General features: G+C 40.7%; 24 protein-coding genes and 1 pseudogene. 15 read left to right on the top strand and 10 right to left on the bottom strand.

The annotated features are described in order from the left end of the window. Window positions 1-79: 79 nt before the first annotated feature. On the top strand, window positions 80-814 hold the full coding sequence (locus tag VB836_RS16625) for a peptidylprolyl isomerase (RefSeq protein WP_323220808.1): 735 nt from the start codon (window positions 80-82) through the stop codon (window positions 812-814). Between the two features lie 254 nt (window positions 815-1,068). On the opposite strand, the gene VB836_RS16630 is transcribed toward VB836_RS16625, so the two are convergent. After that, complete coding sequence (locus tag VB836_RS16630) at window positions 1,069-2,691, bottom strand: FAD-binding oxidoreductase (protein WP_323220810.1); 1,623 nt, start codon at window positions 2,689-2,691, stop codon at window positions 1,069-1,071. A gap of 110 nt (window positions 2,692-2,801) precedes the next feature. After that, on the bottom strand, window positions 2,802-3,383 hold the full coding sequence (locus VB836_RS16635) for a PEP-CTERM sorting domain-containing protein (RefSeq protein WP_323220812.1): 582 nt from the start codon (window positions 3,381-3,383) through the stop codon (window positions 2,802-2,804). A 450-nt stretch (window positions 3,384-3,833) separates the two neighbouring features. On the opposite strand from VB836_RS16635, the pseudogene cysE reads away from it, so the two are divergent. Together cysE and VB836_RS16645 are read left to right on the top strand one after the other, a co-directional pair. Then, window positions 3,834-4,448, top strand: a pseudogene (gene cysE, locus VB836_RS16640) (serine O-acetyltransferase); the annotation flags it as partial. Between the two features lie 77 nt (window positions 4,449-4,525). Continuing rightward, the gene (locus VB836_RS16645) at window positions 4,526-5,161 is read left to right on the top strand and encodes a gamma-glutamylcyclotransferase (RefSeq protein ID WP_456085764.1); all 636 of its coding nucleotides are present in this window, start codon (window positions 4,526-4,528) and stop codon (window positions 5,159-5,161) included. On the opposite strand, the gene VB836_RS16650 is transcribed toward VB836_RS16645, so the two are convergent. Further along, window positions 5,158-6,954: a metallophosphoesterase gene (locus VB836_RS16650; RefSeq protein WP_407659685.1), complete on the bottom strand. Its 1,797-nt coding sequence runs from the start codon at window positions 6,952-6,954 to the stop codon at window positions 5,158-5,160. The two genes, VB836_RS16645 and VB836_RS16650, sit on opposite strands and share 4 nt — an antisense overlap. 609 nt (window positions 6,955-7,563) lie before the next feature. On the opposite strand from VB836_RS16650, the gene VB836_RS16655 reads away from it, so the two are divergent. Both VB836_RS16655 and VB836_RS16660 read left to right on the top strand, forming a co-directional pair. Beyond that, the gene (locus VB836_RS16655) at window positions 7,564-7,722 is read left to right on the top strand and encodes a hypothetical protein (RefSeq protein WP_200906290.1); all 159 of its coding nucleotides are present in this window, start codon (window positions 7,564-7,566) and stop codon (window positions 7,720-7,722) included. A gap of 131 nt (window positions 7,723-7,853) precedes the next feature. Then, window positions 7,854-8,195: a hypothetical protein gene (locus tag VB836_RS16660; RefSeq protein WP_323220814.1), complete on the top strand. Its 342-nt coding sequence runs from the start codon at window positions 7,854-7,856 to the stop codon at window positions 8,193-8,195. Window positions 8,196-8,356: 161 nt separating this feature from the next. Here VB836_RS16660 and VB836_RS16665 read toward each other — a convergent pair whose 3' ends face one another. Then, a complete protein-coding gene (locus tag VB836_RS16665) occupies window positions 8,357-9,652 on the bottom strand; it encodes a recombinase family protein (protein WP_323220816.1) in 1,296 nt (431 codons plus the stop codon). Between the two features lie 8 nt (window positions 9,653-9,660). Beyond that, window positions 9,661-10,023: a VOC family protein gene (locus tag VB836_RS16670; protein ID WP_323220818.1), complete on the bottom strand. Its 363-nt coding sequence runs from the start codon at window positions 10,021-10,023 to the stop codon at window positions 9,661-9,663. A 161-nt stretch (window positions 10,024-10,184) separates the two neighbouring features. Here VB836_RS16670 and VB836_RS16675 point away from each other — a divergent pair, with 161 nt between their 5' ends. The 3 genes from VB836_RS16675 to VB836_RS16685 all read left to right on the top strand — a co-directional run bounded on the left by VB836_RS16675 (window position 10,185) and on the right by VB836_RS16685 (window position 14,183). Next, window positions 10,185-10,856 (top strand): hypothetical protein, encoded by a 672-nt coding sequence (locus tag VB836_RS16675; protein WP_323220820.1) that lies wholly within the window; start codon window positions 10,185-10,187, stop codon window positions 10,854-10,856. 42 nt (window positions 10,857-10,898) lie between these two features. Then, window positions 10,899-12,683 carry a P-loop NTPase fold protein gene (locus VB836_RS16680; protein WP_323220822.1) on the top strand — a complete coding sequence of 595 codons (1,785 nt, stop codon included), beginning with the start codon at window positions 10,899-10,901 and terminating at the stop codon, window positions 12,681-12,683. Between the two features lie 102 nt (window positions 12,684-12,785). After that, window positions 12,786-14,183, top strand: a complete 1,398-nt coding sequence (locus VB836_RS16685; RefSeq protein ID WP_323220824.1) for a DUF1802 family protein — start codon at window positions 12,786-12,788, stop codon at window positions 14,181-14,183. A 288-nt stretch (window positions 14,184-14,471) separates the two neighbouring features. On the opposite strand, the gene VB836_RS16690 is transcribed toward VB836_RS16685, so the two are convergent. The 3 genes from VB836_RS16690 to VB836_RS16700 form a co-directional block, all read right to left on the bottom strand. After that, window positions 14,472-15,032 (bottom strand): PepSY domain-containing protein, encoded by a 561-nt coding sequence (locus tag VB836_RS16690; protein WP_323220826.1) that lies wholly within the window; start codon window positions 15,030-15,032, stop codon window positions 14,472-14,474. Window positions 15,033-15,111: 79 nt separating this feature from the next. After that, window positions 15,112-15,525 (bottom strand): sensor histidine kinase, encoded by a 414-nt coding sequence (locus tag VB836_RS16695; RefSeq protein WP_323220828.1) that lies wholly within the window; start codon window positions 15,523-15,525, stop codon window positions 15,112-15,114. 110 nt (window positions 15,526-15,635) lie between these two features. Next, entirely contained in the window at window positions 15,636-16,223 is a 588-nt protein-coding gene (locus tag VB836_RS16700) for a Uma2 family endonuclease (protein ID WP_323220830.1), read from the bottom strand. Between the two features lie 42 nt (window positions 16,224-16,265). Here VB836_RS16700 and fabG point away from each other — a divergent pair, with 42 nt between their 5' ends. The 6 genes from fabG (at window position 16,266) to VB836_RS16730 (ending at window position 24,316) form a co-directional block, all read left to right on the top strand. Then, a complete protein-coding gene (gene fabG / locus VB836_RS16705) occupies window positions 16,266-17,081 on the top strand; it encodes a 3-oxoacyl-ACP reductase FabG (RefSeq protein ID WP_323220832.1) in 816 nt (271 codons plus the stop codon). Between the two features lie 314 nt (window positions 17,082-17,395). Further along, window positions 17,396-19,303 (top strand): ATP-dependent zinc metalloprotease FtsH, encoded by a 1,908-nt coding sequence (gene ftsH / locus VB836_RS16710; protein WP_323220834.1) that lies wholly within the window; start codon window positions 17,396-17,398, stop codon window positions 19,301-19,303. Window positions 19,304-19,611: 308 nt separating this feature from the next. After that, window positions 19,612-21,459 (top strand): ATP-dependent zinc metalloprotease FtsH, encoded by a 1,848-nt coding sequence (gene ftsH, locus VB836_RS16715; RefSeq protein ID WP_323220836.1) that lies wholly within the window; start codon window positions 19,612-19,614, stop codon window positions 21,457-21,459. 77 nt (window positions 21,460-21,536) lie between these two features. Beyond that, window positions 21,537-22,472 (top strand): ADP-ribosylglycohydrolase family protein, encoded by a 936-nt coding sequence (locus VB836_RS16720; RefSeq protein ID WP_323220838.1) that lies wholly within the window; start codon window positions 21,537-21,539, stop codon window positions 22,470-22,472. Window positions 22,473-22,788: 316 nt separating this feature from the next. Continuing rightward, complete coding sequence (locus VB836_RS16725; protein WP_049557846.1) at window positions 22,789-23,391, top strand: peptidoglycan-binding domain-containing protein; 603 nt, start codon at window positions 22,789-22,791, stop codon at window positions 23,389-23,391. 340 nt (window positions 23,392-23,731) lie between these two features. Next, entirely contained in the window at window positions 23,732-24,316 is a 585-nt protein-coding gene (locus VB836_RS16730; RefSeq protein WP_049557844.1) for a peptidoglycan-binding domain-containing protein, read from the top strand. Between the two features lie 381 nt (window positions 24,317-24,697). Here the strand turns inward: VB836_RS16730 and VB836_RS16735 are convergent, their stop codons facing one another. Both VB836_RS16735 and VB836_RS16740 read right to left on the bottom strand, forming a co-directional pair. Next, window positions 24,698-25,138: a VOC family protein gene (locus tag VB836_RS16735; RefSeq protein WP_046279243.1), complete on the bottom strand. Its 441-nt coding sequence runs from the start codon at window positions 25,136-25,138 to the stop codon at window positions 24,698-24,700. 60 nt (window positions 25,139-25,198) lie between these two features. Then, on the bottom strand, window positions 25,199-25,705 hold the full coding sequence (locus VB836_RS16740) for a TIGR02652 family protein (RefSeq protein WP_046279244.1): 507 nt from the start codon (window positions 25,703-25,705) through the stop codon (window positions 25,199-25,201). A gap of 105 nt (window positions 25,706-25,810) precedes the next feature. Between VB836_RS16740 and VB836_RS16745 the strand changes: the two genes are divergently transcribed. Beyond that, complete coding sequence (locus VB836_RS16745; RefSeq protein ID WP_046279245.1) at window positions 25,811-26,344, top strand: gamma carbonic anhydrase family protein; 534 nt, start codon at window positions 25,811-25,813, stop codon at window positions 26,342-26,344. Window positions 26,345-26,484: the final 140 nt, after the last annotated feature.

Genomic DNA, 26,484 nt, shown 5'->3' on the forward strand with positions numbered 1-26,484 from the left:
CTATGAATGTAAATTATTTCAATATTTAACTGAATTGCATAAAAATTTTTAAGCGTTTGCGTCATTAAAGCTAAGAAATATGTCAAAATCGATTGCGATTACGGGTGAGGATATTCTCAATCATCTTAAACTTTCGCTACAAATCCCTGAAGTTATTCAAGGGATTATGAGTCGTAAAATCATTATTAACGCAGCATTAGAAGCAGGGATAAAGGTAGAGACTCAGGAACTTCAGAAAGCAGCAAATACGATTCGTTTGCTTCAGGGTCTTCATACGGCTGAAGAAACATTTACTTGGTTAGAAAAACATTGCTTATCTGTAGATAAATTTGAAGAAACGGCTTATCTCAGTCTGATTTCCCAAAAGTTAATTTCTCATTTGTTTTCTGAAAAGGTTGAGCCTTATTTTAATCAAAATAAATGGGATTATGTGGGTGTAGTGATGTATGAGATCATGCTGGATGATCCAGATTTAGCGATGAAATTGTTCTCCGCAATTGAGAAGAAAAAAATCAGTTTCTATGAAGTCGCTCATCAATACATTCAGGATCAAGAGTTACGTCGTCGAGGGGGATATCGAGGTGTGCTGTATCGCCAGGATTTGAAACCAGAGATTGCTGCTGCTGTTTTTGCTGCTCGACCTCCCCAAATGATTAAACCCATTATCACTTCTGAGGGAATTTATTTAATTTTTGTAGAAGAAATTCTTCAAGCAGAGTTAGATTGTCAGTTGCGTTCTAAAATTTTATTGCGGTTGTTTGAGGAGTGGGTGAAGCAGCAAGTCAAGTCTGTTGAAGTTGTGAATAATTTCTGAATTGAATAGAGTCATGGAACCTGTTGAGAAGTTTGGGAAATTTATAGATATAGCGGTGTGCGCTCGTATGAGGTATCAACCAGAAACCCGGTTTCTATGAGAAACCGGGTTTCTACCCAATCGTTGAGAAGTTAGGGAAATTTATAGATAACCTCAGCAGGAGTTAAAAAAATCAGGGTTTAATTGATTTAATAGGAAATCCCCGTCATAGATTGCGGGGATAATCTTGAATAGAGTTAATCGATGAACTTCTATTAATTGAATGTTTGGATTTTCGCACCGACCAGTAAACAGGATTGCAACTTAGTCAAAATTGAAGTTTGATCATCCTTTCTTTTTCCTAAGCTTTCCACTGAAGAAAAAGGTTTAGGTAAACGATATTGATAATATCCCATTGTCCTTAATTCGGTGGCTAGACGATCAAAACATTGGCGAGCTTTTTGGTCTTGACCCACAACTTCTCGATCATAAACCAAAGAGGTCATCACATACATTTCCCTGGAATTAACGCCATCCAAAACAATCATTGGTTCAAAACCATAATCTGTAAAAAATTGTTCAATTACAGGAACAAGATTGAGCGCATCAGTACCCGAAGACGGTGCTGTTATCGCCATCCACAGAAAACCACATTGATCTTGATCTAGATCCATAACCTGTGGAATTGGGCTTTTCTTCCGCCAATAACTCATCGGAACACTTCCTTGAACTGGAATTCCAGCAAAGGTTAATAGACGACCTTTTAACACGCGATGAGTCACTTCAGGAACTTCTAATGTATGCTGAAATCGCAGGTTTTGAATTTGTGCTTTATCGACGGTGAATGATTGCAAACGACTGACTTTCTGACTCAGAACTTCGTGAATATCTGCTTTGACAGCTTCAGCGTGTCTTAACGTGGGAGAATAAACCGCAAAAACTCCGTTATAAATTCCTGACCAAACAGGGATTTCTTGTTCCCGCAACAGTTTCAGCATCAGATCGCGATCAAGGGTTTGTTTTTCATCCGCTTTTTGCCAAGGAAACTGACTGACTTCTGCTAGAATACGATAGCCATGTAACAATATCCAGTTACTTTCAATTAATCCACTTTGCTTCAAGTTTTGCAATTGATCAATGAGTTCATCTAACTGTTCTTCCTCATCGATAGAAAAATAGAACATTTGTAAATATTCCGGCAAGAGTCGTAATTCTATCGTCATTTCGGTGACAATTCCTAAATTTGATTGCCGAAATAAACCTTTCAAATCCGGCCCTACACCACAATGAGAAAGTCCAGCCGTTGAAGCATTAGATAAACCGTCAAATCCTGTTTTTAGGAATTCACCAGAGGGTAAAATTGCCTCAAGGGAAATAACATGATTCCAGCGAATTGAATTTAAACCATTGGCATAACCTGCGTCTAAAGCATTTCCAATTACACTAGAGTGAGGAGAACTCCCTGTCAGTGAGAACAGTAAGTGAGGATAGTTTGACCGCAAATATTCAAATAATTGTTGCTGACTGACTCCAGGGCCAACAGTAACGGTGGCATTTTTTCCATCGACTTTAATCTGATTAAGCCGACTTAAATCCATCACCACACTCCAGTTTTCATCAGGAACTTTAGAACCGTATCCCCAGTTATATCCTCGACTAATGGGGTAAATAGGTACTTCAAATTTTTGAGCCGCTTTCAGGCATTCTTGGACTTCTTTTGCAGAACCAGGTTGAACGATGAAACAAACTCGTTGTGAGGTTTCAAATGTTGCTGTTTCTAAAGCTCCGATGACATTTTCTTTGGTAATAACATATTCAGAGCCAACGATTTCTTTACAAAAATCTAGATAGTTCCATCTTGATTTCAGACTGGGATTAAATTTTAATGTTGATACCATGACTATTCTCCTTAGTTACTCATTTACTCGGTTAATTCATTCAGTTCAAAAGGATTAAGAGAAGATTTTAGATGGGGATTTACTTCTCTCAATCTGTTCTAGGAATCCTTCTAAAACTTGATATTAGATTGGGATTTATTTTTCTTCTGAGCCGCTAGTAAAGTCATTGCCAAAATTCCCAATCCAACCAACGAACTCGGTTCTGGTACGGTTTTGTAGTTGACATCATCACCTCCGATAATGCGAGTATCAACGACTCCTGTTTCAGCGTTAGGACCCCATAACGACCAAGCACCAGGTTCTCCGGGTTTAATTAACTCATCTCCTCCATCAATGAGAAGTACATACTCACTACTTTCTTGAGATTCACCTCGGTATTCAACCCCTAAAAATTCTCCGTCAAAGAAAACAGCATTTGCTTGTTCAATAGCTGTAAAAGAAAATGATTGAGAGTCATTTAAAGTCAGATTTGCTTCAAACTCACTCAGGGCTACTTTTTCCCATTCTGTCAACGGATTGGGTTCCGCCTCAAAGCTCACCGAACCCGTTCCAAGAATATTTTCAAAATCATCAATTAGAGGGAAATCGAAGTTGAAACGAGCAGCATGAGCCGGAGCTTCTGAAACAATAGTTAATAGAGTTAAAGCAGCAATTGTACCTGTTAATTGTTTGAAGATGTTGTTAGTAATCATAGTGATAGAGTGAATGTCTCGGTTGTCTTTACACTCAAATCATGGCATAGCTTTTTGAGTTAATGCAAGGGGTTGAACAACTTTAAAACTCAGCTAACTAACACAATTATGTCTCGATTTTTAGGGTGATCATCCTTCTCATAAAGTCAAATCAAGATTAATTCTAAATTTTTGAAGATATAACTAACATCTTTATGTCTTTTTAGATCTTTCCTGAGCTATTTTCTCCAAAAGTGCATAACCTGTCAGTATCCAGACATAGGTAAACTTGAGCAAGAATAAAGACTTTTTATCAGCAATCAAACAGTAAATCCATACAACAGGCTAGATGTAGAAGCTTGGAACGTTGAGCGCAAGCGAGATAGCCTTCTCGTTACTTTCTAGCTCTGTTCCTCATTTTTGTCAAGCCTTTGGCTCGTCTTTATCTTGCTGCTCTGAAGTTTAAGATTGATGCAATTTTTCAACAGGAAAGCTAAAAATATGATGACAACTGCTTCTCATTCTCCTATGGAAATTCAATCTCATTCTAACCGTTTCACTCGGTTTTGGAATCCTTTTAAAATAGTAATTTCTGACTATGCGATCGCTTTTCAACGTGATCCGGCAGCTCGCAATTGGTTAGAAGTCCTACTCTGTTATCCTGGCCCACAAGCCTTATTATTTTATCGCATTGCCCACTTTTTATATCAATTAAACCTCCCCGTTATTCCTCGACTTCTGTCTCATTTTGCTCGATTTTTAACCGGAATTGAGATTCATCCGGGTGCAACAATTGGTCATCATGTTTTTATCGATCATGGTATGGGAGTTGTCATTGGAGAAACCGCAATTGTCGGCGATTACTGTTTGATTTATCAAGGGGTAACACTGGGAGGAACGGGAAAAGAAACGGGTAAACGTCATCCCACTTTAGGCTGCGGTGTGATTGCAGGTGCTGGAAGTAAAATACTCGGTAATATCACCATCGGCGATCAAGTTCGTGTCGGTGCAGGTGCCGTTGTTTTAAAAGATGTTCCCCCCCATTCTACGGTTGTGGGTATACCTGGTCGCATTATTTCTCATTCTGTTTCTTCCTTAACAGCTAAAGTCGTCAATCTTGTTTAATCGGATCAAAAAAAGTTGAAATTAAAGTTGAAATCAAAATGGATACAATGCTTCAGTCTACGAATATTTCCAATTCAGGATCACTTCAAAAAGAGCAAAAGCCAATTGTAGAAGAAATGTTCTATTATTTTGCTTATGGATCATGTATGTGTCCGGTTGATTTGCAGCGAACAATGAAAGAACCCACTCATCATTATGTAGTTGGGCCTGCTCTAATCAAAGGATATCGATTAGGATTTTATTTGCAATATCGTCGCCGAAATTGTGGCGCATTAGATATTGTCAAAGATCCCAAGAGTCACGTTGAAGGGGTCTTGTATCACCTTCCGCAACGAATGATCAATCTTTTAGATCAGCGAGAAGAAGTGTGTTTCAATCATCATCAAGCTATTCATGTGGGGAGTTATCGACCGGAAAGAGTTGAGGTTTTTTGCAAAGGTCAACGTTATTCTGATGTTAGAACGTATACGGTCGTCAATAAATTACCCGAAGAACTTGCACCCAATGACTGGTATTTCAACGTTGTGATGCGAGGTGCTATCACCTGTGGTCTGACTGAAGAATATTGCTGGAAATTATTTCAACATATGTACAGTTTGCAGAAAGAACAACTTCAATATCATCTCGGTTCAATCCAAGCTTCAATCTCGCTCAAATCACTATCCAGTGATTAGGGATTTAAGACAAACTCATCAAATTTTATCACATCTGAGTCGGGTTGTCGTGTATCAAAATAGTAACTACTGACGGTTCCGGTGGCGGTGTCAAAAATACTAAAAGCGGTGATGTCATCACTGGCAATATAGGGTAAAGGTTCACCTTTTTCTGATAAAATAGGTTGTAGAGTTGGCATTACAGCTTCTAAGTTATTCGGATCGCCCACTGCACTATAATTTTGAGTTTGAAAACCGGGAGGAATAAACCGTCGTTTGTCTCCTAAATAAGCCCCATAAGTATTTCCGACATTGGATGATTCTAAAAAATGTATCCCGCTTTTACTGACAAAACGGTTCCACAGATGGGAATGTCCGTAATACACTAATTGTACTCCCGCTTGTTCTAATAAAGGGATAACATCTCGAATAATATAATCTTCAGACTTGGGATATTCATAACGAATCATTTGAATATTTCCTTGTTCATCTCGGTCAATGATTTGTACAGGATCAGTGTAGGGAGGAACAATATTATCTCCTAAAGAATGAGGCGGATGATGAAACATAACCACTTTATATTTGGCTTGTTTAAATTCAGGACTGTTTAATTCTTGCTGTAACCAATTATATTGTTCACTTCCTTTTTTGATCGGTTCAAAAATATGTTGTCCGTAGCCCCAATTTTCCGGTTGGTTAAAATCACGATCTCGTTCTCGATATTTACCCCGAATATTTTGACTTAAACCGGGATTTCGCCAAATATTGGTCACATACAAAACAACTAAACGAACATCTCCAAAAGTAACAGCATAATAGTTTTTATCTCCATTGGGTAAAGTGAAAATTTCATTGTAGGTATCGCTGTTAAAGCTATTATTTTTTAACCATTCTGTTTTGACTTCGGGATTATTATTGGGATTAATAGTTTGGATATTTTTCTGATAAACTGTTTCAGCCGCTTGGCGAGGATAGGGATTACCAAACTGTTCATTCAAATCAATCTCGGTTGAGAATTTACCCATAATTTCATGGTTGCCAATAGCGGTAAATAAAGGCATATTTTGAATAAGTTTACCGCCCTTATAGGTAGTGTTGACGCCATTTTTTTCGAGTTGATAATTTCCTCGACCTTGTAACAGTGGAAAAAATGCACCGCCTCGGTTATCATCAAACCATTCCGAAGCCCGATCAGGAATATTGATTAAATCTCCGGCTAAGAAAATTCCATCAATATTATCTATTGTTTCAACCACTTTTTGTAAGTTTGCAGCCGTCATCGGTTTTAACTGATGATCGGAAGTTAATAAGATTTTTAAAGGGGTTCCAGGTAGGGGTTTAGCCGCTAAAGAAAACACCTCACTCTTGACTGTTCCGCCTTGATTCGTTAGACTCGTAACTTGATAGGGAACTCGCACTCCTGGCGTTAAATTGGGAACTTCTGCTTCGTGTCGCCAAATGTCGCGCATTGTTGGTTTTTGATAAACGGTTCCCTCTGCGGTTTGTTCTCCGACTCGGGACTTTTGATCTTCTTGAGTGCGACTCAGTTTAGTGGTTTTAGCCGCTACGTTTTGTTCTAAATTTTCACCGTAACTAACGAAGTGACGAGAACCGGCAAACTCAGTAAACCACACAACTCTAACTGAGTTTTCTGTGGGAATCTGTAAAAATGGATCGGTTAAAAGTTTGGGTTGAGGAAATTGTAAAATCATTGCTAAAATGAGTAGAAATAGTGTAATAATTAGAACAGCTATAATCCAAAGATTACGCGGTGAGTCGGGAGTGATGGGAGTTGGATTTGAGGATGATGACATGGTGTAACTCTGCTTGTCACTTTTTAATTATAGAGTAGTACGGTGATTCAACACAAAGACACAAAGATTTGCTGTTAAGTTTTCTCTGTACATTGGTGGTTTTTCTTGTTTTAAAAATAGCTCTAAAAAATTAAAGAATTTTCAGCTTGCTTTGAATTTGAGTTGAATGTTTTATGATAAAATAAAGACAACAAGACATAAAAAACTTCCCTCACCTGTTTTTGATAGGTTAAGGGAAGTTAATGATTACTAATCGGTTAGACGAGAGGAACTGTCAAGTAAGCGGCGAGAACGAAAAATGAAAACAGGCATAAAGGAAAGAACATGACAATACCTCCTGAAGTTATAGGGTTATGATTAGAATTTATTCTTCTAATTATAAATATTACCTAAACTGGGATTTTCGTCAAGGTGGAAAGACCGTAATTTTTCTGGGGGAAAACCTCTCGAGTTGGACATCTAACCCGAGTACCCAAACTTCCGAAAAGGGGTTGAAGTGACAGGATCACGCTATCTTCTCAAGTTATCTATTTTTCTTCGTCAAAAAGTTCTCAATTTGTATAAGAATATAGAGGTAAAACACCTGATGCGAGTTCCCGCTAAATAATTATGGCCAGTTCAGACGAGCAGAAGCAGAAAATTCAAGAACACCTAGCCCGTAGTCTAGGACAGTTCACCCAAGCTTCATCCACCTCGTACAACCCCTTGAGTTCATCGGATGAACGCAAGCGTCGGGTGATGGAGCATCTTCGCCTCACTAAAGGCTAAACTCTAAACTGGGTGCAGTTTTCTGATCCCTGGTGTTGAGTGGTGAGGTGAAAAAATATCCCGATTCAACATTAGCGTTAATCAGGACTGTACCCCATTGATTGTATCTTAAAATTAACAGATATTAGTCTATGTCTTTTCACAGTCAAAACCTAAAAGCCTTTCTGCAACTTTTGAAAGAAAAACCTCAACTCTTCCCCGAGTCAAAACGTCAAGAACTACTTGAGTTAATAGAACCGTTAGAAGATGATATCGAAACCTTATCAGTTGCGATCGCCAAGTGGTATGAAAATTATGATGAAATTGTTGATGCTCAGTTAGAAATTCTGAATAATTTTATTTTACTCAATCCGAATTCGGAACAAACATCAACCTCAGCCGCCGCAATTGCTCGTTTTCCGGGAACTAAAGCAGCTTCTGCTTCTCAAGCCAAACCCCAGTTAAATAAAGAGACTTTATTATTATATTTATAACCTGTCAGAGATCCAGAGATCCAGAGATTAAAATCTCTGTCTAATACATAAAGTCCTCTTAAGAGGACTTAGGTGGGTTTTTAGACGGGGAATTTATTCCCCGCTTTTAAGCTTTCAAACTCCTCGTAGGAGACAGTAGGGAGAGGTCGTTGGGGGGTTAGTTAAAAAATAAACTCAACATTGAGTTTCCAGTTTTTTTCTTGTCGAATAATCTCAATTTTACGGATAAATTCTCGAAAATAAAAGCGCCGTTCAGTTTCCGATAAATCTAGCCAAAACTGCTGTATAGAAACGGCTTGGGCGGTTTCTTTTAAACTCACTGGGGGAAATTGAGCGAGTTTTCCTTGGAGTTGGGCGATTTCTGTTTTCACTTTGTAGGTTCGCAGTTGGGCGGTTTCTTCATCTAATATTCCCGTTGCGGTTAACTGGGGTAATTGAGAGAGAATTTCTTGTTTTATTGTTAGGGCTTGTTGAAGTTCTATTTTAATTCTATCTAAATTGGGTAGTTCTAACTCAGAAACCGCTCGGGGTAAATCCTCACAAATTTGTTGAATTGTTGCCTCTAAAATGTTATTATAGGATAAGGCTTTACACTTGGGTTGATCAGGGCAAGCGGTGGGGCGAAGATACAAATATTCGCGGCTTTTCCGATAGGTTGTGACTCGGCTAACCGTCATCAAACAGCTACATTCCCCACAAAACACTAAACCCGCTAAGGAACGAGGCGCACTTGCAGTTTTCGGAGACATTTGTTGGTTGCGGCGCAATAATCTATCAATTTGGGCGGCTTCTTCCCGAGATAAAATTGCCACATGAGTATTGAGAAGAACTTCCCCATTTTTATATTCTAAATCTCCTCGATAAACGGGATTTGTTAACCATCTTCTCCCCGTTGTGACTGAGATTTTCTTGCTATATCGCTTTTCTAAATATCGCACCGCACCCCGCAACGAACCGTAAATTAAAAACCGTTCAAAAAATTCTTTAACGACTGGGGCGGTGGTTCGATCTACAGTATAGCGCTCTTTTCCCCGACGATAACCGTAGGGGGCTTTTCCGGGGGGTGGTGTGGCATTGATGCGGTTGCGGGCGTGTCCCTGACGGATGCGGCGACTGCGTTGACTGGTTTGAATTTCGGCAATCAGTTTAATTAAATCAACTTGAGTCGCATCAGAAATTGCACGATTCAGATTAGATTCTATGGCAATAATTTTAACATTTAATGCTTCTAATTGCAAGAGGCGATCGCTAACTTGTTTTAGAGAGTCTCCTAATTCTTCAAAGCGTCGAATTAACAGATATTCTGTCGGTTCAGCTTCACAGTCTGCTAATAGTTTATCCAGTTGTTGACGTTCTCCCAAATCTTGATAAACCTGATCGATTTCCCAACCCCAAATCATCCGGTTCGGAGGTGTTTCTAGCAACGGATCGCTGTAGGAATAAGCAATAATTTTCATGGAATGATTTAAGCTTGACTGAGTTCGATAATATTACCATCAGGATCTTGCACAAATAACGCCGCCCTACCCGATGAACTCATTTGAAACGTGCAGTTATTTTCGGTGAGTTTTTGTTGGAATTCTTCTAAGTTATCTACAGAAAAGGCGAGATGTCTGTTTCGTCCCCATTTTTCGTTATTAACCACATCAGGAACTACCGCAGGGGCTTGAATTAAATGAATTTGAAAGTCTCCGACTTGATACCAAGTTCCGGGAAAATTAAGGGAACGTTCAACTTGAGGAAGTTCGAGAATATTTCCATAGAAATAATTGGCTTTTTCTAAATCAGCAACTAAAATCGCCGCATGGAGAGATTGAATAATTTTCATAATCTACACCTAAGTATTTTCAACACAGCAGTAACAAACAATCACTTAATTTCCGTGATATTACGGATTTTAATCTAAAATGACCTGGCATACAATATTAGATAGAAGGAGAATCTAAGCTGATGCAAATGTGAACAGCCTCAGTTAGTACCGTGAAAATCATGCCCAATTCTGTAGATTCAAAAATCAAAACTCGTCTGTTGCTGATGCTGTGGGACTTAGGCGGCGCAACTGACCAAATCAAAAAAAGTGATTTAATCAATTCGGTTAAACAAGGTAAAGAGAAAGTCGCCACCTATCAACCTGTACTAGACGAATTGGATGAAAAAGGTGCGATCGCGATCACAACGAAAAACCGATCTGTTAAAGTTTCTTTAACCGATATCGGTTTGCAGATTTTAGAGGACTGTCTGAAAAGTCCTGACTTTGAATATAACGCCAGACAACGGGTGAGAACGAAGGATTTTAACGCCGTTTTGCGGTGGCTGCGACAGAGCAATTATAACACAAAACAGGTCAATTCTCAACCCTCTATCTCAGAAAATAAGATTACATCTTATGATCAGTTTAAGTCCGTCGCCTTGGAGGTTTATGAGCGCCTCAACCGTGACTTTAATTATGACAATCTTGTGCCAATTTATCGCATTCGCCGGGAAATTGGGGAAAAAGTCACGCGATCGCAATTTAGTGATTGGATGTTGGAAATGCAAGCCAATGATATTTTTCAGCTTCAGGAAGGTAGTGTAGAAGATAGTGCGCCCGACAAAATTCAGGATTCTATTACTACGGAATTGGCGGGACTGCGATGCTATGCCAAGCTTCTGAAAAGTTAGCCTTTTTTTCCTTTATTTCATTCATTTTATCACCAAAATCCCATGAATACAAACTCATCTGCTATTAACGCTCTGATTCGAGAACACAATCCCTTTGAAGGCAATATGGTTGTCAGATCGTCTCAAATTTGGGGAAAGAGTTTTCCTGATGTTCCCTCTATTAATGCCCCTGCTTCTAATGCGGTACTTGAAGCCCTTTCTAAAATCAATCAGGGTAAACTGCAAATGGTTGGAGTTACAATTACTGGAGAAAAAGGTGTTGGAAAAAGTCAAGTCATTAGCCGAATTCGGCATCAACTGCAAAAGGATGAAAAAAGTTTATTCATCTACATGGGTAAATATGGTTCTTTAAATAAGATCAAGTTTGAATTTCTGAAAGCACTCGCGTCCAGCTTAAGAGTACATGGGAAAGATCCGGGGGTGATGCAGTGGCAAGAAATAGCAGCAAGTTTAATTAATAACGCCCGAAATTTAAAGTATACACCTCAGTGGTATATTGACAAGTTTCGCAAACCCTCAAGCAAACTTATTGAAGATCTGGTTAATCAGATCCTACAAACAAAACCAGAAATTAATAACCCCTATCTGATCAGAGCAATTTTATTAACACTGGCTCCTCAATCGTTGTCTATTTATGCAAATCATTGGCTTGCTGGCTCTGAATTAGCGGAAAAGCAAGCTAAGACTCTAGGTTTACCTAATCCGAAACAGGAAAACCGAGAAGCAGAAGCATTTGAAATGGCTTGTCAAATTCTTGAGGTGGTGAGTGACTACAAATTACCCGTCATTTGTTTTGATGAGTTGGATCGAACGGATATTGATGATAATGGTTTTACGACTGCTCAAGTTGTTGCCAGTTTATCCAAAGACTTTTACAACAATTTAAAGCGGGGAATTTTCTTACTATCCATGTATGAAAAGACCTGGATAGATCAAGTTAAAGTTCTACCCCAAGCGGAAGCAGTTATAGATCGAATTGCAAATTATCCCACTCCCAAACAAACTATCCAGTTGAGTTATTTAAACTCGGAGAGTGTAGTCACGGTTGTTAGTCACTGGTTGAAAGAGTTTTATGACTCTCATCAAGTTACACCGCCTTCCCCTCTATATCCTTTTGATGAAAATAAGCTTCGAGAATTTGGAACGCAAAAACCTTCTGTGAGACAGATTTTAAACTGGTGTTCTCATCATTGGACTGTTTCAGGCGATGAGCCATCTACAGTTTCTCATAAATCTCCTGTTGAACTGGCTTTTAATCGAGAATTACAAGAAATTGAAGGATCAATCAAAGATGCAATGGAAAATAATGATTGGATGGCTGCTGCTCTAATCACAACTTTCGAGAATTTAATTGGAAAAACTGTAAATGGGGTTGAAGTTGAAAAAGTTGATAATCTTTTGGGTCGTTGTCATGTGCAGTTTAAGATTTATGGTAAAGACAACGGAAAAGAGGTGAAAATTGGCGTCGCAGTGGTTCAACAGTCCAACGGTATCGGAGTACAAGCCCGATTAAATCAACTGATCGACTACGAACGATTTGATCTAACCCGAGGCTGTCTAGTTCGTTCTAAAAAAATTAGTCCAAATGCAAAATTAGCACAGCAGTATTTCCAGCAACTTTTGAATGAAAAGGGAGGCAAATTTGCGGTATTAAAACCCGAACATATTAAACCTATTTTAGCAATTTTTCAAGTCCATAAAAACTGTGAAAATTACGAACTTAATCCCGAAGATATTCGGAGTTATGTAAACGAAAAGGGACTGTTGATTAACAATCCACTCATTCAAGAAATTATCAGCAAACCCCTTCCTCGAAACAAAGCTTAATTTTGCCACCAATGACAAGATCTAGATGCCTTTTCCGAAAACCGGACTTGCATCTGATGCTTAATTAGAGTTAAATTAGTTTTGAACTAAAACAATCAACCTATGGTTTCATTATCAACAGCTTTGCGTCTACCCGCTCCCGATTTGGAAGCATTAAACCAAGGGCGAACTATCTTAATTATTGCTGGAATTTTTATTAATCCCGGTAGACAGTTCGCTCTTTATCCCGCAGATACATCATCCAATACCCTCCCAAACGAACAATATTATCGTCCGAATTTTTTACCAACAGTTCATCAGAGTTTAGCTGAATTGGGTTCGGAAACGGTAACGATAAAAAGTTGGGCAAAATGTGAACTTTGTCAAATCGTTAACGAAGCAGAACGGTTGGATTTGTTATCTCAGTTAACGGTTTGGACTGAGGAAGCTTTGCATCAAACTTTAGCCAAGCGAGGACATTTTTTTCTAACCTATTTGCGGGTTTATCAACTGAGTGAACCGTCAGAAATTGCGGTTAATTCTAGTCCCCGTTTTCTTCCTATTTCCCCCGCTTTAACGGTTAGTGAAAATAACCCAATTTTAAGTAATGACACCTTCGATCAACGATATCGTCAAATTCTCAACCGTCAGCCTCCATTACATCCCGAATTAGAAGAATTACAAACCGCAATTTCTCAGTTAGCAGTAACTCATTCTGCGGCGAAACAATTCGATGAGCAAATTCAACAATTTATAGGTTGGAAAATGGCAAAAACAACTAAACCTTTACCCGATTGGATTTCTACAATTAATGAAAAAGGAACAGCAGAAACAGGCGGAAAATATGAAAAAGGAACCGCCTTTGAAAATATCGTTCGTCAAAGTTTAGCGTATTTGGGTTTTGAGGTTGATACCAATGCAAAAGGGGGTGCAGGTGGGATGGATTTGTATTGTCATAAACCCTATCCAATGGTGGGGGAATGCAAAGCCGGAAAGGGTCTTGGAAATATGGCGGTTAAAGAATTAGTTGAACTCGGAGGTACTCATCTAGGACAAGAAACATTTATGAACTCAGTAAAGTTAGTTATTGGCCCTGGAAATCCAAGTCAAAATTTATTAAAAGCTTCCCAACAATGGAATGTTAGCATTATGAATCCGATGAGTTTACAAAAATTAGTCGAACTTCAAGCAAAATATCCCGGTTCAGTTAATCTGATTGAACTGAAAGAATATTTGACCGCCGGACAGATTGATGGTAAAATTGATGAATATATTGATAAAGTTAAACAAGACCTTCAACTGCGAAGCAAAATTATTGAAGCGGTTAAACATTGTCAAGAACAAACAAAGCATAACGCTGTAAAAGTAGATTTAATTTATGGTGCTTGTCTACAATTGAATATCTCTCAACAAAAATTATCAGAAATTTTGATAGAACTGTCATCACCGTTAACGGGTTATTTAGGTCGTGTTGACGGAACTGAGCAATTTTACTTTCTGCGGGAACTAGAAGTTAATTAAACCCCTGTAGGGGCGGGTTCCGCAATAACTTCTCGTACTCAGAAATAATTGTGATAAACCCGCCCCACCCCAACAATTATAGCGGTGTGTGTTCGGATGAGGTAGAAGCCAAAAACCCGGTTTCTTTAATCATACACATTATCTATTTGAGGAAGCCGTAGAAGAAACCGGGTTTTTTAGTCTCTACTGAATTCATACCGGGGAAGGGGCGAGTTTATTTAGATTAATTCTAGGTGACAAAATTCACGTCGAACCCGCCCCTACATTTATATAGATCGGTCTTATTTCTCAGTTAATTTCCTGCTTCTGTGGACGGGCTTTGCGGAAAATACCCAACATTTGAATACCTGTCACTAACATAGCAACTAAACTAACCCCAACTAATAAAACATAGATCGGTTTAAGCGCTGAACCCAGGTATGATCCCTGATGAATTTTCAGAAGAAAACCGATCTGATCAGAAGATAACCCAAACCAGGCTTTTCCGAGTCGATAACCAACGCCTGTAATTGCACTAATTGCAAGAGGAAGAAATGCAATAGGAGCGAGAATTTGGTGAAGTCTTCGTTCATTTAGCTTGACAGGTTTAGATTGTTTGCGTTGCTTGACCAGGACGAGACCACTTACAATCATTCCTAACAGTCCGAGTCCAACCAACAAAACATAAATAGGAACAATCGGTTTACCCAAAAAACGTCCTTCATGTAGGAACATCATTAAGTCACCAAATTCATCAGATAAACCAAACCAACTTCTACCAATTCGGTAAGCAACACCTGTTAAAGCAGAGATCAATAAAGGAATAAACAGAATCGGAGCAATTTTACGGTGAAGTTTTCGTAGATTCATAATCAAAAATATTCTATGTTTGTGTAAGATCTAGTAAACAGGGAAAAAGTAAAGAACTCGGAAAGAGACTGGGTATCTTTCAAGCTTGTGGTAGGTAAACCTGAAAACAACTACCGATTGAGGGTTTACTGGTAACAATGATTTTGCCGCCGTGACGTTGAGTGATAGTTTTGGCGATCGCTAGCCCTAACCCACAGCCGTCTTCGTATTGACTACGGGCCTGGTCAGCCCGCCAAAAGCGATCAAAAATATGCGGCAACTGATCGGGGGCAATGCCAATGCCAGTGTCTTCAATACTGACAAGGGCATGAGTTCCCATTCGTTGGAGTGAAACAATCACCGTCCCACCGGATGGTGTATATTGCAGAGCATTCGTTAAAAGATTAGTGAATAAGCGTTGTAGCTGGGATACATCTCCATAAACCTCAATATTAGAGATGAGTTGGGATTTTAGAGAAATCTGGGCTTGTTCGGCGCGATCGCAACAGATCAACTAAATCTTCCCACATCTCATCGAGGCTCAGAGCTTTATCTCCCCAAACAATTTAGCGATCGCCTGAGTAATTAGAGAATTGTCCTCCACGAGCAGAATTTTCATTTTCCTTATTGTTCAGGTTGTTCAAAATTCACTCGTTCGTAGATTTCCCCTAACGACATCTGTAACTCAACAGATTCTAATGTTAATACTGCATCTTCGCCTTCATAGTCTGTTAACACCCATTTATTATCGTAATTTTTAGCAAACTGTTTAATATAAAACCTATATTGATCAATTAAAATATATTCTTTAAAACAGGGAATTGAACGATAAAAATCAAACTTATCCCCTTGATCATAATCTTTGGTTGATTTTGATAATACCTCTACAATTAACAGGGGATTTGTGACAATATCTCGGCGATTGTCTTGATAAATCGGTTCTCCTTGTATTACCATGATATCAGGATAAGTGTAGGTTATATTCTGAGGAATCCATAACTTAACATCACCGATAAAGACCCGATAATCTTTTCCTCGCAGTGCAAACTTTAGGAATGCTAAAACATTACCTGCGATTTCATTATGATTTGTGCTTCCGCCAGCCATCGGTATAATTTCTCCATTTCGATATTCGTTTCTAAATTCTGCTTTTTCTTCTAATTCAAGATATTCTTCTGGGGTGTAAGTTTGTTTTTGAGTTTGTGTCACCATCAAACGAACCTCAGTGTTACTTTCTTTTATTATATACAGCTCGTGCCACAAATTGAACTTTTTGTCAAGCCGAAAAATGCGATCGCAATGTCGAGAAAACCTCACCCGATTTTGAGCAAAAATCACGTTATCTTAAACAGAAGAAGTCAACTCAATCAACCCATGAAAGGCAAACAAGTCTTACTAACTGGAGGAACAGGGGGTCTCGGCATGGGCGTTACTCCTCTTGTTATTCGCCAGGGGGCAAAAGTCACAATTCCTTATCGTAGCGAAGTAGAAGTCGAACGTTTAAAAGGCATTCTCACGCCGACTGAATTTGAAACGATTCGATTTGTTTCTGTTAATCTCACCGAAGAATCTGCCGTTAAACAACTGGTAGAAGATATGGGACGAGTCGATGTTTTAATTCATTTAGTCGGGGGATTTGCGATGGGAAAAGTTCACGAATATAGCTATGAAAACTGGAAAAAAGACTTTGATTTAAACCTACATACAACATTCTTGGTTTGCAAATATAGCCTCGCTAAAATGTTGCAAAATGGCTATGGGCGTATTGTCACTGTGGGTTCACGAGGCGCTGTACAACCGGGGGCGCAACTGGCATCCTATTGTGCATCAAAAGCGGGTGTTGTTGCTTTAACTCAGTCTATCGCCGAGGAAACCAAAGGCATGAATATCACCGCTAATACTGTCCTTCCCAGTGTTATTGATACGCCGACTAACCGAGAAGCAATGGGGGACGCCAACGCCAACCAATGGGTCAAACCCGAGTCCATTGGAGAAGTGATTTGTTTCCTGGCCTCCGTTGCCGCCCAAGATATTCGAGGCGCAACTGTTCCGGTTTATGGCAATATTTAAAATAGAGAAAAAATCGTCAAGATGCAAGATGTTGAAGAATGATATCGAGCAATTTCTATGATTGAAAACAGACCTTTGTCTATTCAATCCTCGATCATCAAAGCCTTTAAACAAATCTTGTTAAATTTATGCGATTTCTTCTCAGTCTAAAGATAGACGGATACGGTGCATCAAACCCATTAACCTTGTAGAAGTTGCCAAAACGTTGACAATTTCCAAACATAGCTAGGGTAGATTAAACCTAATTTTTTGAAAATTGCCAAAAGTTTAGCAATTGATACACCCAAAAAAATCGACCACACAACAGAAAAACTATGGCAGTCAAAGACGAAAAACCAAAATTTCCGAATAATATCCCCCTGGGAAGTATCTTGTTATGGTTAGCAGGTTTAGTCTTGCTAGTCAATACCTTTTTACCCAGTTTATTCGGACAAAATATTCCCCGTGTTCCCTATAGCCTATTCATTGAACAGGTCGAAGACGGAAAAGTAACTCAAGCTTACATTGACCAAACTCAAATTCGTTATCAACTCAAACCCCAAGGCGAGGAAGAAAAACCACAAGTTCTGTCTACAACGCCGATTTTTGACCTGGAACTTCCCAAACGTTTAGAAGCCAAAAACGTACAATTTGCAGCCGCCCCGCCTCCTCAGAGTAACTGGTTTACTACATTACTTGGTTGGGTGGTTCCCCCGTTAATTTTTGTGGGAATTTGGATTGGGATTGGCCGCTTTTTACAAAGTCGGGGAGGCGGTGGTTTTGGAGGGCCGCAAGGAGCGCTTTCGATTAGTAAAAGTAAGGCAAAAGTTTACGTTGAAAACGAATCAACCCGCGTCACCTTTAAAGATGTTGCAGGCGTAGAAGAAGCCAAAGCCGAACTCGAAGAAGTGGTCGAATTTTTGAAATCTCCCCAACGGTTTACTCAAATTGGGGCGCGTATTCCCAAAGGTGTGTTACTCGTTGGCCCGCCCGGAACAGGTAAAACCTTGATGGCGAAAGCCGTAGCCGGAGAAGCGGGAGTTCCCTTTTTTAGCATTTCCGGTTCTGAGTTTGTCGAATTATTTGTTGGGGCGGGTGCGGCGCGAGTTCGAGACTTATTTGAACAGGCGAAAAAGAAAGCCCCTTGTATTATTTTCATTGATGAATTAGACGCCATTGGTCGGTCTCGAAATGCCGGGGGTATGTACGGGGGAAATGATGAACGCGAACAAACCCTCAACCAATTATTAACTGAAATGGATGGGTTTGCTGCCGGACAAGCAACGGTTATTGTGTTAGCTGCAACCAACCGCCCGGAAATTCTTGACCCCGCTTTGTTACGTCCCGGACGTTTTGACCGACAAGTTTTAGTAGACCGCCCCGACTTGAGTGGACGTCTGCAAATTTTGGAAATTTACGCCCAGAAAGTGAAACTGGGTAGTGATGTTAACCTCAGAGCAACTGCCGCTAGAACTCCTGGTTTTTCTGGGGCTGACTTATCGAACCTCGTCAACGAAGCCGCCCTGTTAGCCGCCCGTCGTCGTCAGGAAACCGTCGCCCAAGAAGACTTTTCCGAAGCCATTGAACGAGTTGTCGCCGGGTTAGAGAAGAAAAGCCGGGTTCTCAACGAAAAAGAGAAGAAAATTGTTGCTTACCACGAAGTTGGTCATGCGTTAGTCGCGGCGGCTGTGGGTGACTCGAAGAAAATTGCTAAAATTTCCATTGTCCCTCGTGGGATGGCGGCTTTGGGTTATACGCTGCAACTGCCGACTGAAGACCGTTTCTTGATGAGTGCCGAAGAAATTCAAGCCGAAATTGCCACGCTATTGGGTGGACGTTCCGCCGAGGAAGTTGTGTTTGGCAGTATTACCACTGGGGCGGCTAATGACCTACAACGGGCAACAGACCTGGCTGAACGCATGGTGACAATGTACGGCATGAGTAAGGTGTTGGGGCCGCTTGCCTATGAAAAAGGACAACAAAATAGTTTTCTAGGCGATAATATGATGATGAACCCCCGTCGTAATGTCAGCGACGACACAGCAAAAGCGATTGATGCGGAAGTCAAAGGTATTGTTGAATCTGCCCATAACAAAGCCCTGAATATTCTCAAAAATAATCGGGATTTATTGGAAACCATTGCCCAAAAAATCCTGGATATTGAGGTGATTGAAGGGGATGAGTTGCAAAATTTCTTGAATCAGATTCAATTTGAACACAAAAAAACTGCAACGATTGCTTAGAATAATAAGAGTAGGGGTTTACATCTAGCCCCCCTTGAAAATTAGATCCCCCCTAGCCCCCCTTGAAAATTAGATCCCCCCTAGCCCCCCTTGAAAATTAGATCCCCCCTAGCCCCCCCTTCAAAAGGGGGGAACTGAACTTAAAAGTCACCCTTTTACCCCCATTATTGGGGGTCACGGGGGCGGGGGATTTAGGGGGATCTCACCTCCGATTAAAATCGAGGGAACTGAACTTAAAAGTCACCCTTTTTAATGGGGATTTAGGGGGATAAAACCCCTACTGATTCTCCGCTACCCCTAAACTTGCAATGAGTATTAAAAAAAAGAAATCTCGATTCCCAGACTCCCAACAAATTGGTAAAATATTATTAATTATTTCCGGTCTTTTATTTGCAGCTTATTTGATTTTACCTCGTCAACAACGAGTGCCGCGTGTTCCCTACAGTATTTTTATTCAACAACTCGAAAACAAGCAAGTTGCCGGGGTGCAGGTGGGGGATAATGAAATTCGCTATCGCCTCAAAGGAGAAAAGCAAGATGAGTTAGGGCCATTACTCTCAACTACGCCGATTTTTGACCCCGATTTAGCCAAACGTTTACAACAAAATAATGTTGTTTTTCAAGCGGCACCGCCTCCGAAAAATAGTGGCTTATATGTGCTGTTGAGTTGGATTATTCCGCCGTTAATTTTAGTCGCAGCCTTTCAGTTTTTAGGAAAACGGGATTCAGGAGGTTCCCTGTCAATTCGTAAAAGTAAGGCGAAAGTTTATGTTGAGGGGGCTTCTGATAAAATTACCTTTGCTGATGTTGCTGGCGTTGAAGAAGCCAAAACTGAACTCGCGGAAATTGTTGATTTCCTCAAAAATCCTAAACGATATACCGAAATTGGGGCAAGAATTCCTAAAGGTGTATTGTTAGTTGGGCCGCCCGGAACAGGTAAAACGTTGATGGCGAAAGCGGTAGCTGGAGAGGCGGGAGTTCCCTTTTTTAGTATTTCTGCTTCGGAGTTTGTAGAATTATTTGTCGGGACGGGCGCGGCACGGGTTAGAGATTTATTTGAACAGGCGAAAAAGAAGGCTCCTTGTATTATTTTTATTGATGAATTAGACGCTATTGGTAAGTCAAGAAGTAGTGGCGGGATGCAAAGTGGTAGCAGCGATGAACGGGAACAAACCCTCAATCAATTGTTAACAGAAATGGATGGGTTTACCGTTGGAGATCAGACAGTCATTGTACTCGCCGCAACCAACCGCCCAGAAGCATTAGATGCGGCGTTATTAAGACCGGGAAGGTTTGACCGACAGGTATTAGTTGACCGTCCAGATTTGGCGGGGCGTAAAGCCGTTTTAGAGATTTATGCGAAAAAAGTTAAACTGGGAGAAGATATTGATTTACATCAAATTGCTACCCAAACTCCCGGTTTTGGCGGTGCAGATTTAGCCAATTTAGTTAATGAAGCGGCATTATTAGCAGCCAGAAATCAACGTAAAACTGTTGCCCAAAAAGATTTTAAAGAAGCGATAGAACGAGTCGTTGCCGGGTTAGAAAAAAGAAGTCGGGTTCTCAATGAAAAAGAGAAGAAAATTGTTGCTTATCACGAAGTGGGTCATGCGATTATTGGGGCGTTAATGCCGGGTGGTGGAAAGGTGGCTAAAATTTCGATAGTTCCGCGTGGAATGGGGGCGTTAGGCTATACGTTAAAGCTGCCAACAGAAGACCGATTTTTGATGGATGAAACCGAATTTCGCGAACAAATTGCCACTTTATTAGGCGGACGGGCGGCTGAAGAAATAGTCTTTCAACGGGTCACAAACGGGGCTTCTGATGACCTGCAACGGGCGACAGACCTAGCCGAACGGATGGTAACAACCTACGGCATGAGTCAGGTTTTAGGGCCGTTAGCCTATGGGAAAGGGGGCAAAGCGAGTTTCTTAGGAAATGAATCCAATAGTCGTCGAAATATGAGTGAAAAAACAGCCGAAGCGATTGATTTAGAAGTTAAAGAAATTGTGAATGCTGCCCATCACTTGGCGTTGGATATTTTAAAGAAAAATCGCGCTTTGTTAGATGAAATAGCTAATCAGTTATTAGCAACAGAAGTCGTCGAAGGGGAAGAATTACAAGCTTGGCTGGATCGGGTTCAGCCCCTCAATTAAGAGAATTTGATTAATTTGTTTTCAGAGAAATTAACAAGGGGTAAAATAGTAGAAAAGAATAGGTTGAATTTGATGTCATGGGTAAAATCGCATCGGCATTAATTGGGTTATGTGTGGGAGATGCGTTAGGCGTTCCGGTTGAATTTCATGTGCGATCTGAACGACGTCTTCACCCCGTTACGACGATGACTGGCTACGGTACTTATAATCAACCGCCAGGAACTTGGTCTGATGATAGTTCTCTAACGCTTTGTTTGGCGGATGTATTATGTCATCAAGGCTATGATTTAGACGCGATCGCCGATTCGTTTTGTCGGTGGTATCGAGAGCGATTTTGGACGGCTAGAGGCGGTGTATTTGATATTGGGGTAACGACTCAAATTGCCATTAATCGTTTGCGAAAAGGAGTTCCCCCAACAGAAGCCGGAGAAACCAGCGATCGCAGTAATGGAAATGGATCTTTGATGCGAATTTTGCCCTTCGCTTTCCTCTACAAACAAGAGTCTTTTCCAGATTTAATTGCTAAAGTTCACGACTGTTCTAAAATCACTCATGCTCATGCGCGATCGCAAATGGCTTGCGGAATTTATATTAGCATCGCCATCAGCTTATTGGAAGGAATGACGCTCAAAGACGCTTATTTAACGGGTCTTGAACGGATTAAACCCTTGTATGAACAAGGAGAATTTGCCGAGCAATTAAGACATTTTAAACGAGTTTTCCCCGGAGATATTGAGACGTTAGACAGTAAACATATTGAATCGAGTGGTTATGTTTTACATACCTTAGAAGCATCCTTGTGGTGTTTGTTGACCACATCTTCCTATGCTGAAGCTGTTCTCAAAGCCGTTAATTTAGGCGATGATAGCGATACCACCGGAGCCGTAACCGGAGGATTAGCGGGGATTTATTATGGAGTCGAAAATATTCCCTCTGAATGGGTAGAGGTACTGGCGAGAAAAGACGATATTCTCAATTTAGCTCAACAGTTAGAAGACCGTTATCCTGTTTGAGTGAGGAGGTGATTATTCAATGGCTGTAAAGTAGTATCGCCAAATATAGCGCATAGCGCTATAGCCTTGACACCCGCTAAAAGTTAGAGATATTGATCAAGCTTTAATATTTAGGGCGCAAGCCTTATGCCTCTACAATGTGTTTTATTTCTGTGACTCAAATGAGTTAATTCACTTGTGTTACAGTTCGCAAAATTATCAAAAGTAACACAAAAAAGCGACTGTTAACACTTCGATCTCATCGATTAGATTAGATACATAAATCGAACAAGGGAAAACAACTTTAACTCTTGTTTATCAATCCAGGAGATCAACCATGAGTGCAATGACCAACATCGAAACCAACGGACAAGCAACTGCAACTGCTGCTGTTATCCCCGCTTCTGAACCGGTTCAATATGCTGCGGCTCAATCTCGGGGAATTGACTTACCTCTTTTAAAATTAGGTTTAGCAGGTGAGGCGGTTCGTTTCGCCCAACAACGTTTAATTGCTAACGCATATCCAATTAAGTTTAACGGACAATTTGGCCCCCAAATGAAAGCGGCTGTTGAGCATTTTCAAGGCAATTATGGTGGCTTAGTTGTTGATGGAGTTATCGGAGAAAATACCTGGCGGGCGCTGTGTAACGGTGACGCAGAATTTCGTCGCTTGGGTCGGAGTTTCTATTCTCCGTTTGTAGAGACACGGTACCGCTACGATGTGAATATGCCTGAACTTTATCAGGGTTCTGTCGGCGATGCGGTTGAATGTCTCCAATTGCGTCTGTCTGACATTGATTTCAAACTTTCCTATCCCTTGTATATTGATGGCATTTTTGGTCTAAAAACTCGCCAAGCAGTGGAAGCTTTTCAACGGTATAAAGGTTTAAAAGTTGACGGTGTGGTTGGGAAAGAAACTTGGCGTAAGTTGGGCGAATAATCACCTCGAAATGGTGGGAAATCCCCCGATTAAGCCCATTCGTTTGTAGAAGGGAACACACCCTAAAAACCCGTTTTCTCTTTGAAAGCGGGTTTCTGTATGGCGGCCCGGGTTAAAACACACAATTCATTCCAGTTTATCGATTTTATTTTTGAGTTTAATGATGTTGTTTTTACTGTAGTTTAGATGAGCTAAATCAATTGAATAACTGTTGATAACTCAACTAAAGTAACACAAAAAAGCGACTTTTAACCTGGCAATTATAGCGGCTATATTAGAGTTGTAAAGCAAACAAGACAAAACACAATTAACTCTTGTTTATTAGTCTAGGAGATCAACCATGAGTGCAACGACCAACATCGAAACCAACGGACAAGCAATTGCAACTGCTACTGCTATTCCCGCTTCTGAACCGATTCAATATGCTGCGGCTAAATCGAGCGGAATTGTCCTACCTCTTATAAAATTAGGTGCCGCAGGTGAGGCGGTTCGTTTCGCACAACAACGTTTAATCGCTTACAAATATAACATCGGTTTCAACGGACAATTTGGCCCCCAAATGAAAGAGGCTGTTAAGCATTTTCAAGCGAATTATGGTGGCTTAGTTGTTGATGGAATTATCGGGAAATATACCTGGCGGGCGCTGTGCGGACAAGAATTTCCTCTCGGTAAGAAGTTCTATTCTCCGTTTGTACCTACATCCTATCCCTACGATGTTCAGATGCCTGTCCTTTCCAAAGGTGATGTCGGTGATGCGGTTGAATGTCTTCAATTGCGTCTGTATGACCACGGTTTCTTTTGGCTGTATATTGATGGCATTTTTGGGCCACAAACTCTGGATGCCGTTAAAACTTTCCAAGCCAATAAAAGTTTAACAGTTGACGGTATTGTGGGTAAATACACTTGGCGGAAACTAGGTGAATAATCACCTGAGAGATGGGGGATTTTTCCCCACTCCCTAAAATTTCGTCGGTTAACATTCAAAGCTAAAAAACCCGGTTTCTCTTGAGAGATCGGGTTTTTCCGATCAACTTCAATTTATAGGCGCCTGAGAAAACCTGAGAAAACCTGAGAATCACTTCAGTTGAGAATTATCACTTCTAATTAAAGTTCAGAGATTTTCTGTAACGACAAATTAAAGTTTTGCCTTTACCGTAGTAAATACTGAACATTCACAGTCTACTTTAGCCGAAATTACCTGTAAAACTCTAGAAAAGGTTGGAAATTGAACGGGAGGGGAAATCAAATGTAACCCATTGAATTGTGTATTTTACTACTGGCGATCGCGATTTCCGATTAACTCTTTTTATTCCGCTTTCAGTAAGCGAATAAACTCTAAGGGTAAACCATCTGTATCAGCAATAAAAGCCACTTCATAAACCGAATTTCCAATCATTTGCTGAGTCGGTTCGAGTAGAATCTTCAACGGTTGGTATAAATCCGGTTGTTCTTGAGTTGCCTTCTGAAACTGTTCTTTGAGATGATTTAACCATTGAGGTAAATCGGGAGTAGCGGCACTCAAGTCAAAGGAAAGATGATAATATCCCACATAATGCTCATCGCCAAAAGCATCGGGTGGGGGTGAGGGCTGAGGAATTTGAATCAATTCAATTCGCCCATTTAATCCTTCCATCCAACAAGCCAACGTGTAACCTGTTGTAAACCGTTCACAAACCTGAAAACCGAGCTGTTGATAAAAAGCGATCGCCCGATGAATATCAGCAGTGCGAATAGAGGCATGGTGCATGAAAAATGGGGGGTTGAGTGTTTAGAGTGAGCTGAGAAACGGCGATCAATTTACCATGATTTATTCAAACAAGCGAAAATAAGGATAGGGAATCGGCACATCTTGTTCTTTTTCTAAATCAAAATTAATCACATTCCAACAAGGTTCATCTTGAGGATCAGGACTAAAATCAACAGGTAAACCATAGAGTTTGGGTTGAGCGGTATCCGACTGCTCTCGCCAAGGGGTACTGCGTTCGAGATAAGAACTAATCAACTCTCGATAGCGTTGGGCAATAATGACGCGAGTGGCACGATAGCCTTGAGTATAGAGCCGATCTAACGCCTCGTGAATTTCAAATCGAATCCCGTCAGGATGGGTGTGTTGTCGATACCACTCCCCATTCCACTCACGCCAATGCCGTCCTGACTGAAGATGGACTAATTCACTCGTTTCTGGATCAGCTTCAAAAGCGCCATGACGAGGACATAAGTAGGTATCTGTCAGCGTCAAAGCAGGAATCTTTTGACGACAGTGAGGACAGCGAATTTCCGGGCCGAATATAGGGTACTGCAAGGCAGAATTCATGGTGAATACGTTTCGCACCAGAGCTTGTAGACTCTATTATAGCGGGGGTGATTCTTTCCTCCCGGTGAATATTTGCCGAATTAGCCATCAATTAATGATTAAGCCATGAATAATCATGCCGATCAATCTTTCTGTAATCATCCTATAGACTGGCCTGTTCCTGATCTCTCACAAGCGGCTTTTATCGCCCCTAATGCGATGGTTATGGGTTGGGTAGAAGTGGCTTCAGGGGTGAGCATTTGGTACTCAGCAGTGGTTCGAGGAGATGTTGAACGGATTATTATCGGAGCGAGTACCAATATTCAGGATGGCGCAATTTTACACGGTGATCCAGGCCAGATGACAGTATTAGAAGATTTTGTCACCGTTGGACATCGAGCAGTCGTGCATTCAGCTTATATCGAACGAGGAAGCTTGATCGGCATTGGGGCGGTGATTTTAAATGGCGTGCGAGTCGGTAGTGGTAGTATTGTCGGAGCAGGCGCTGTTGTGACGAAAGATGTTCCTCCCCGAACGTTGGTGGCGGGTGTTCCTGCTAAATCTTTGCGAGAGGTGTCAGAAGCCGAAGCGGCTGACTTGATCGAACACGCCCAAAAGTATGAGCAATTAGCGTTGGTTCATCGGAGGAAGGCAAGCTAGCAATAAGCCGTTAGTCTAGGGGCGGGTTGATCTGAGTTATTTTTAGGAAAACATAGATCTGGGTAGAACCCGCCCCTACCCAACACCTGACACCTGACACCTGACACCCTATAAAACTTTTTAATTGAGCAAAAGCAAAA

Source organism: Limnoraphis robusta BA-68 BA1, from assembly GCF_034932365.1.
Classification (GTDB): domain Bacteria; phylum Cyanobacteriota; class Cyanobacteriia; order Cyanobacteriales; family Microcoleaceae; genus Capilliphycus; species Capilliphycus robustus.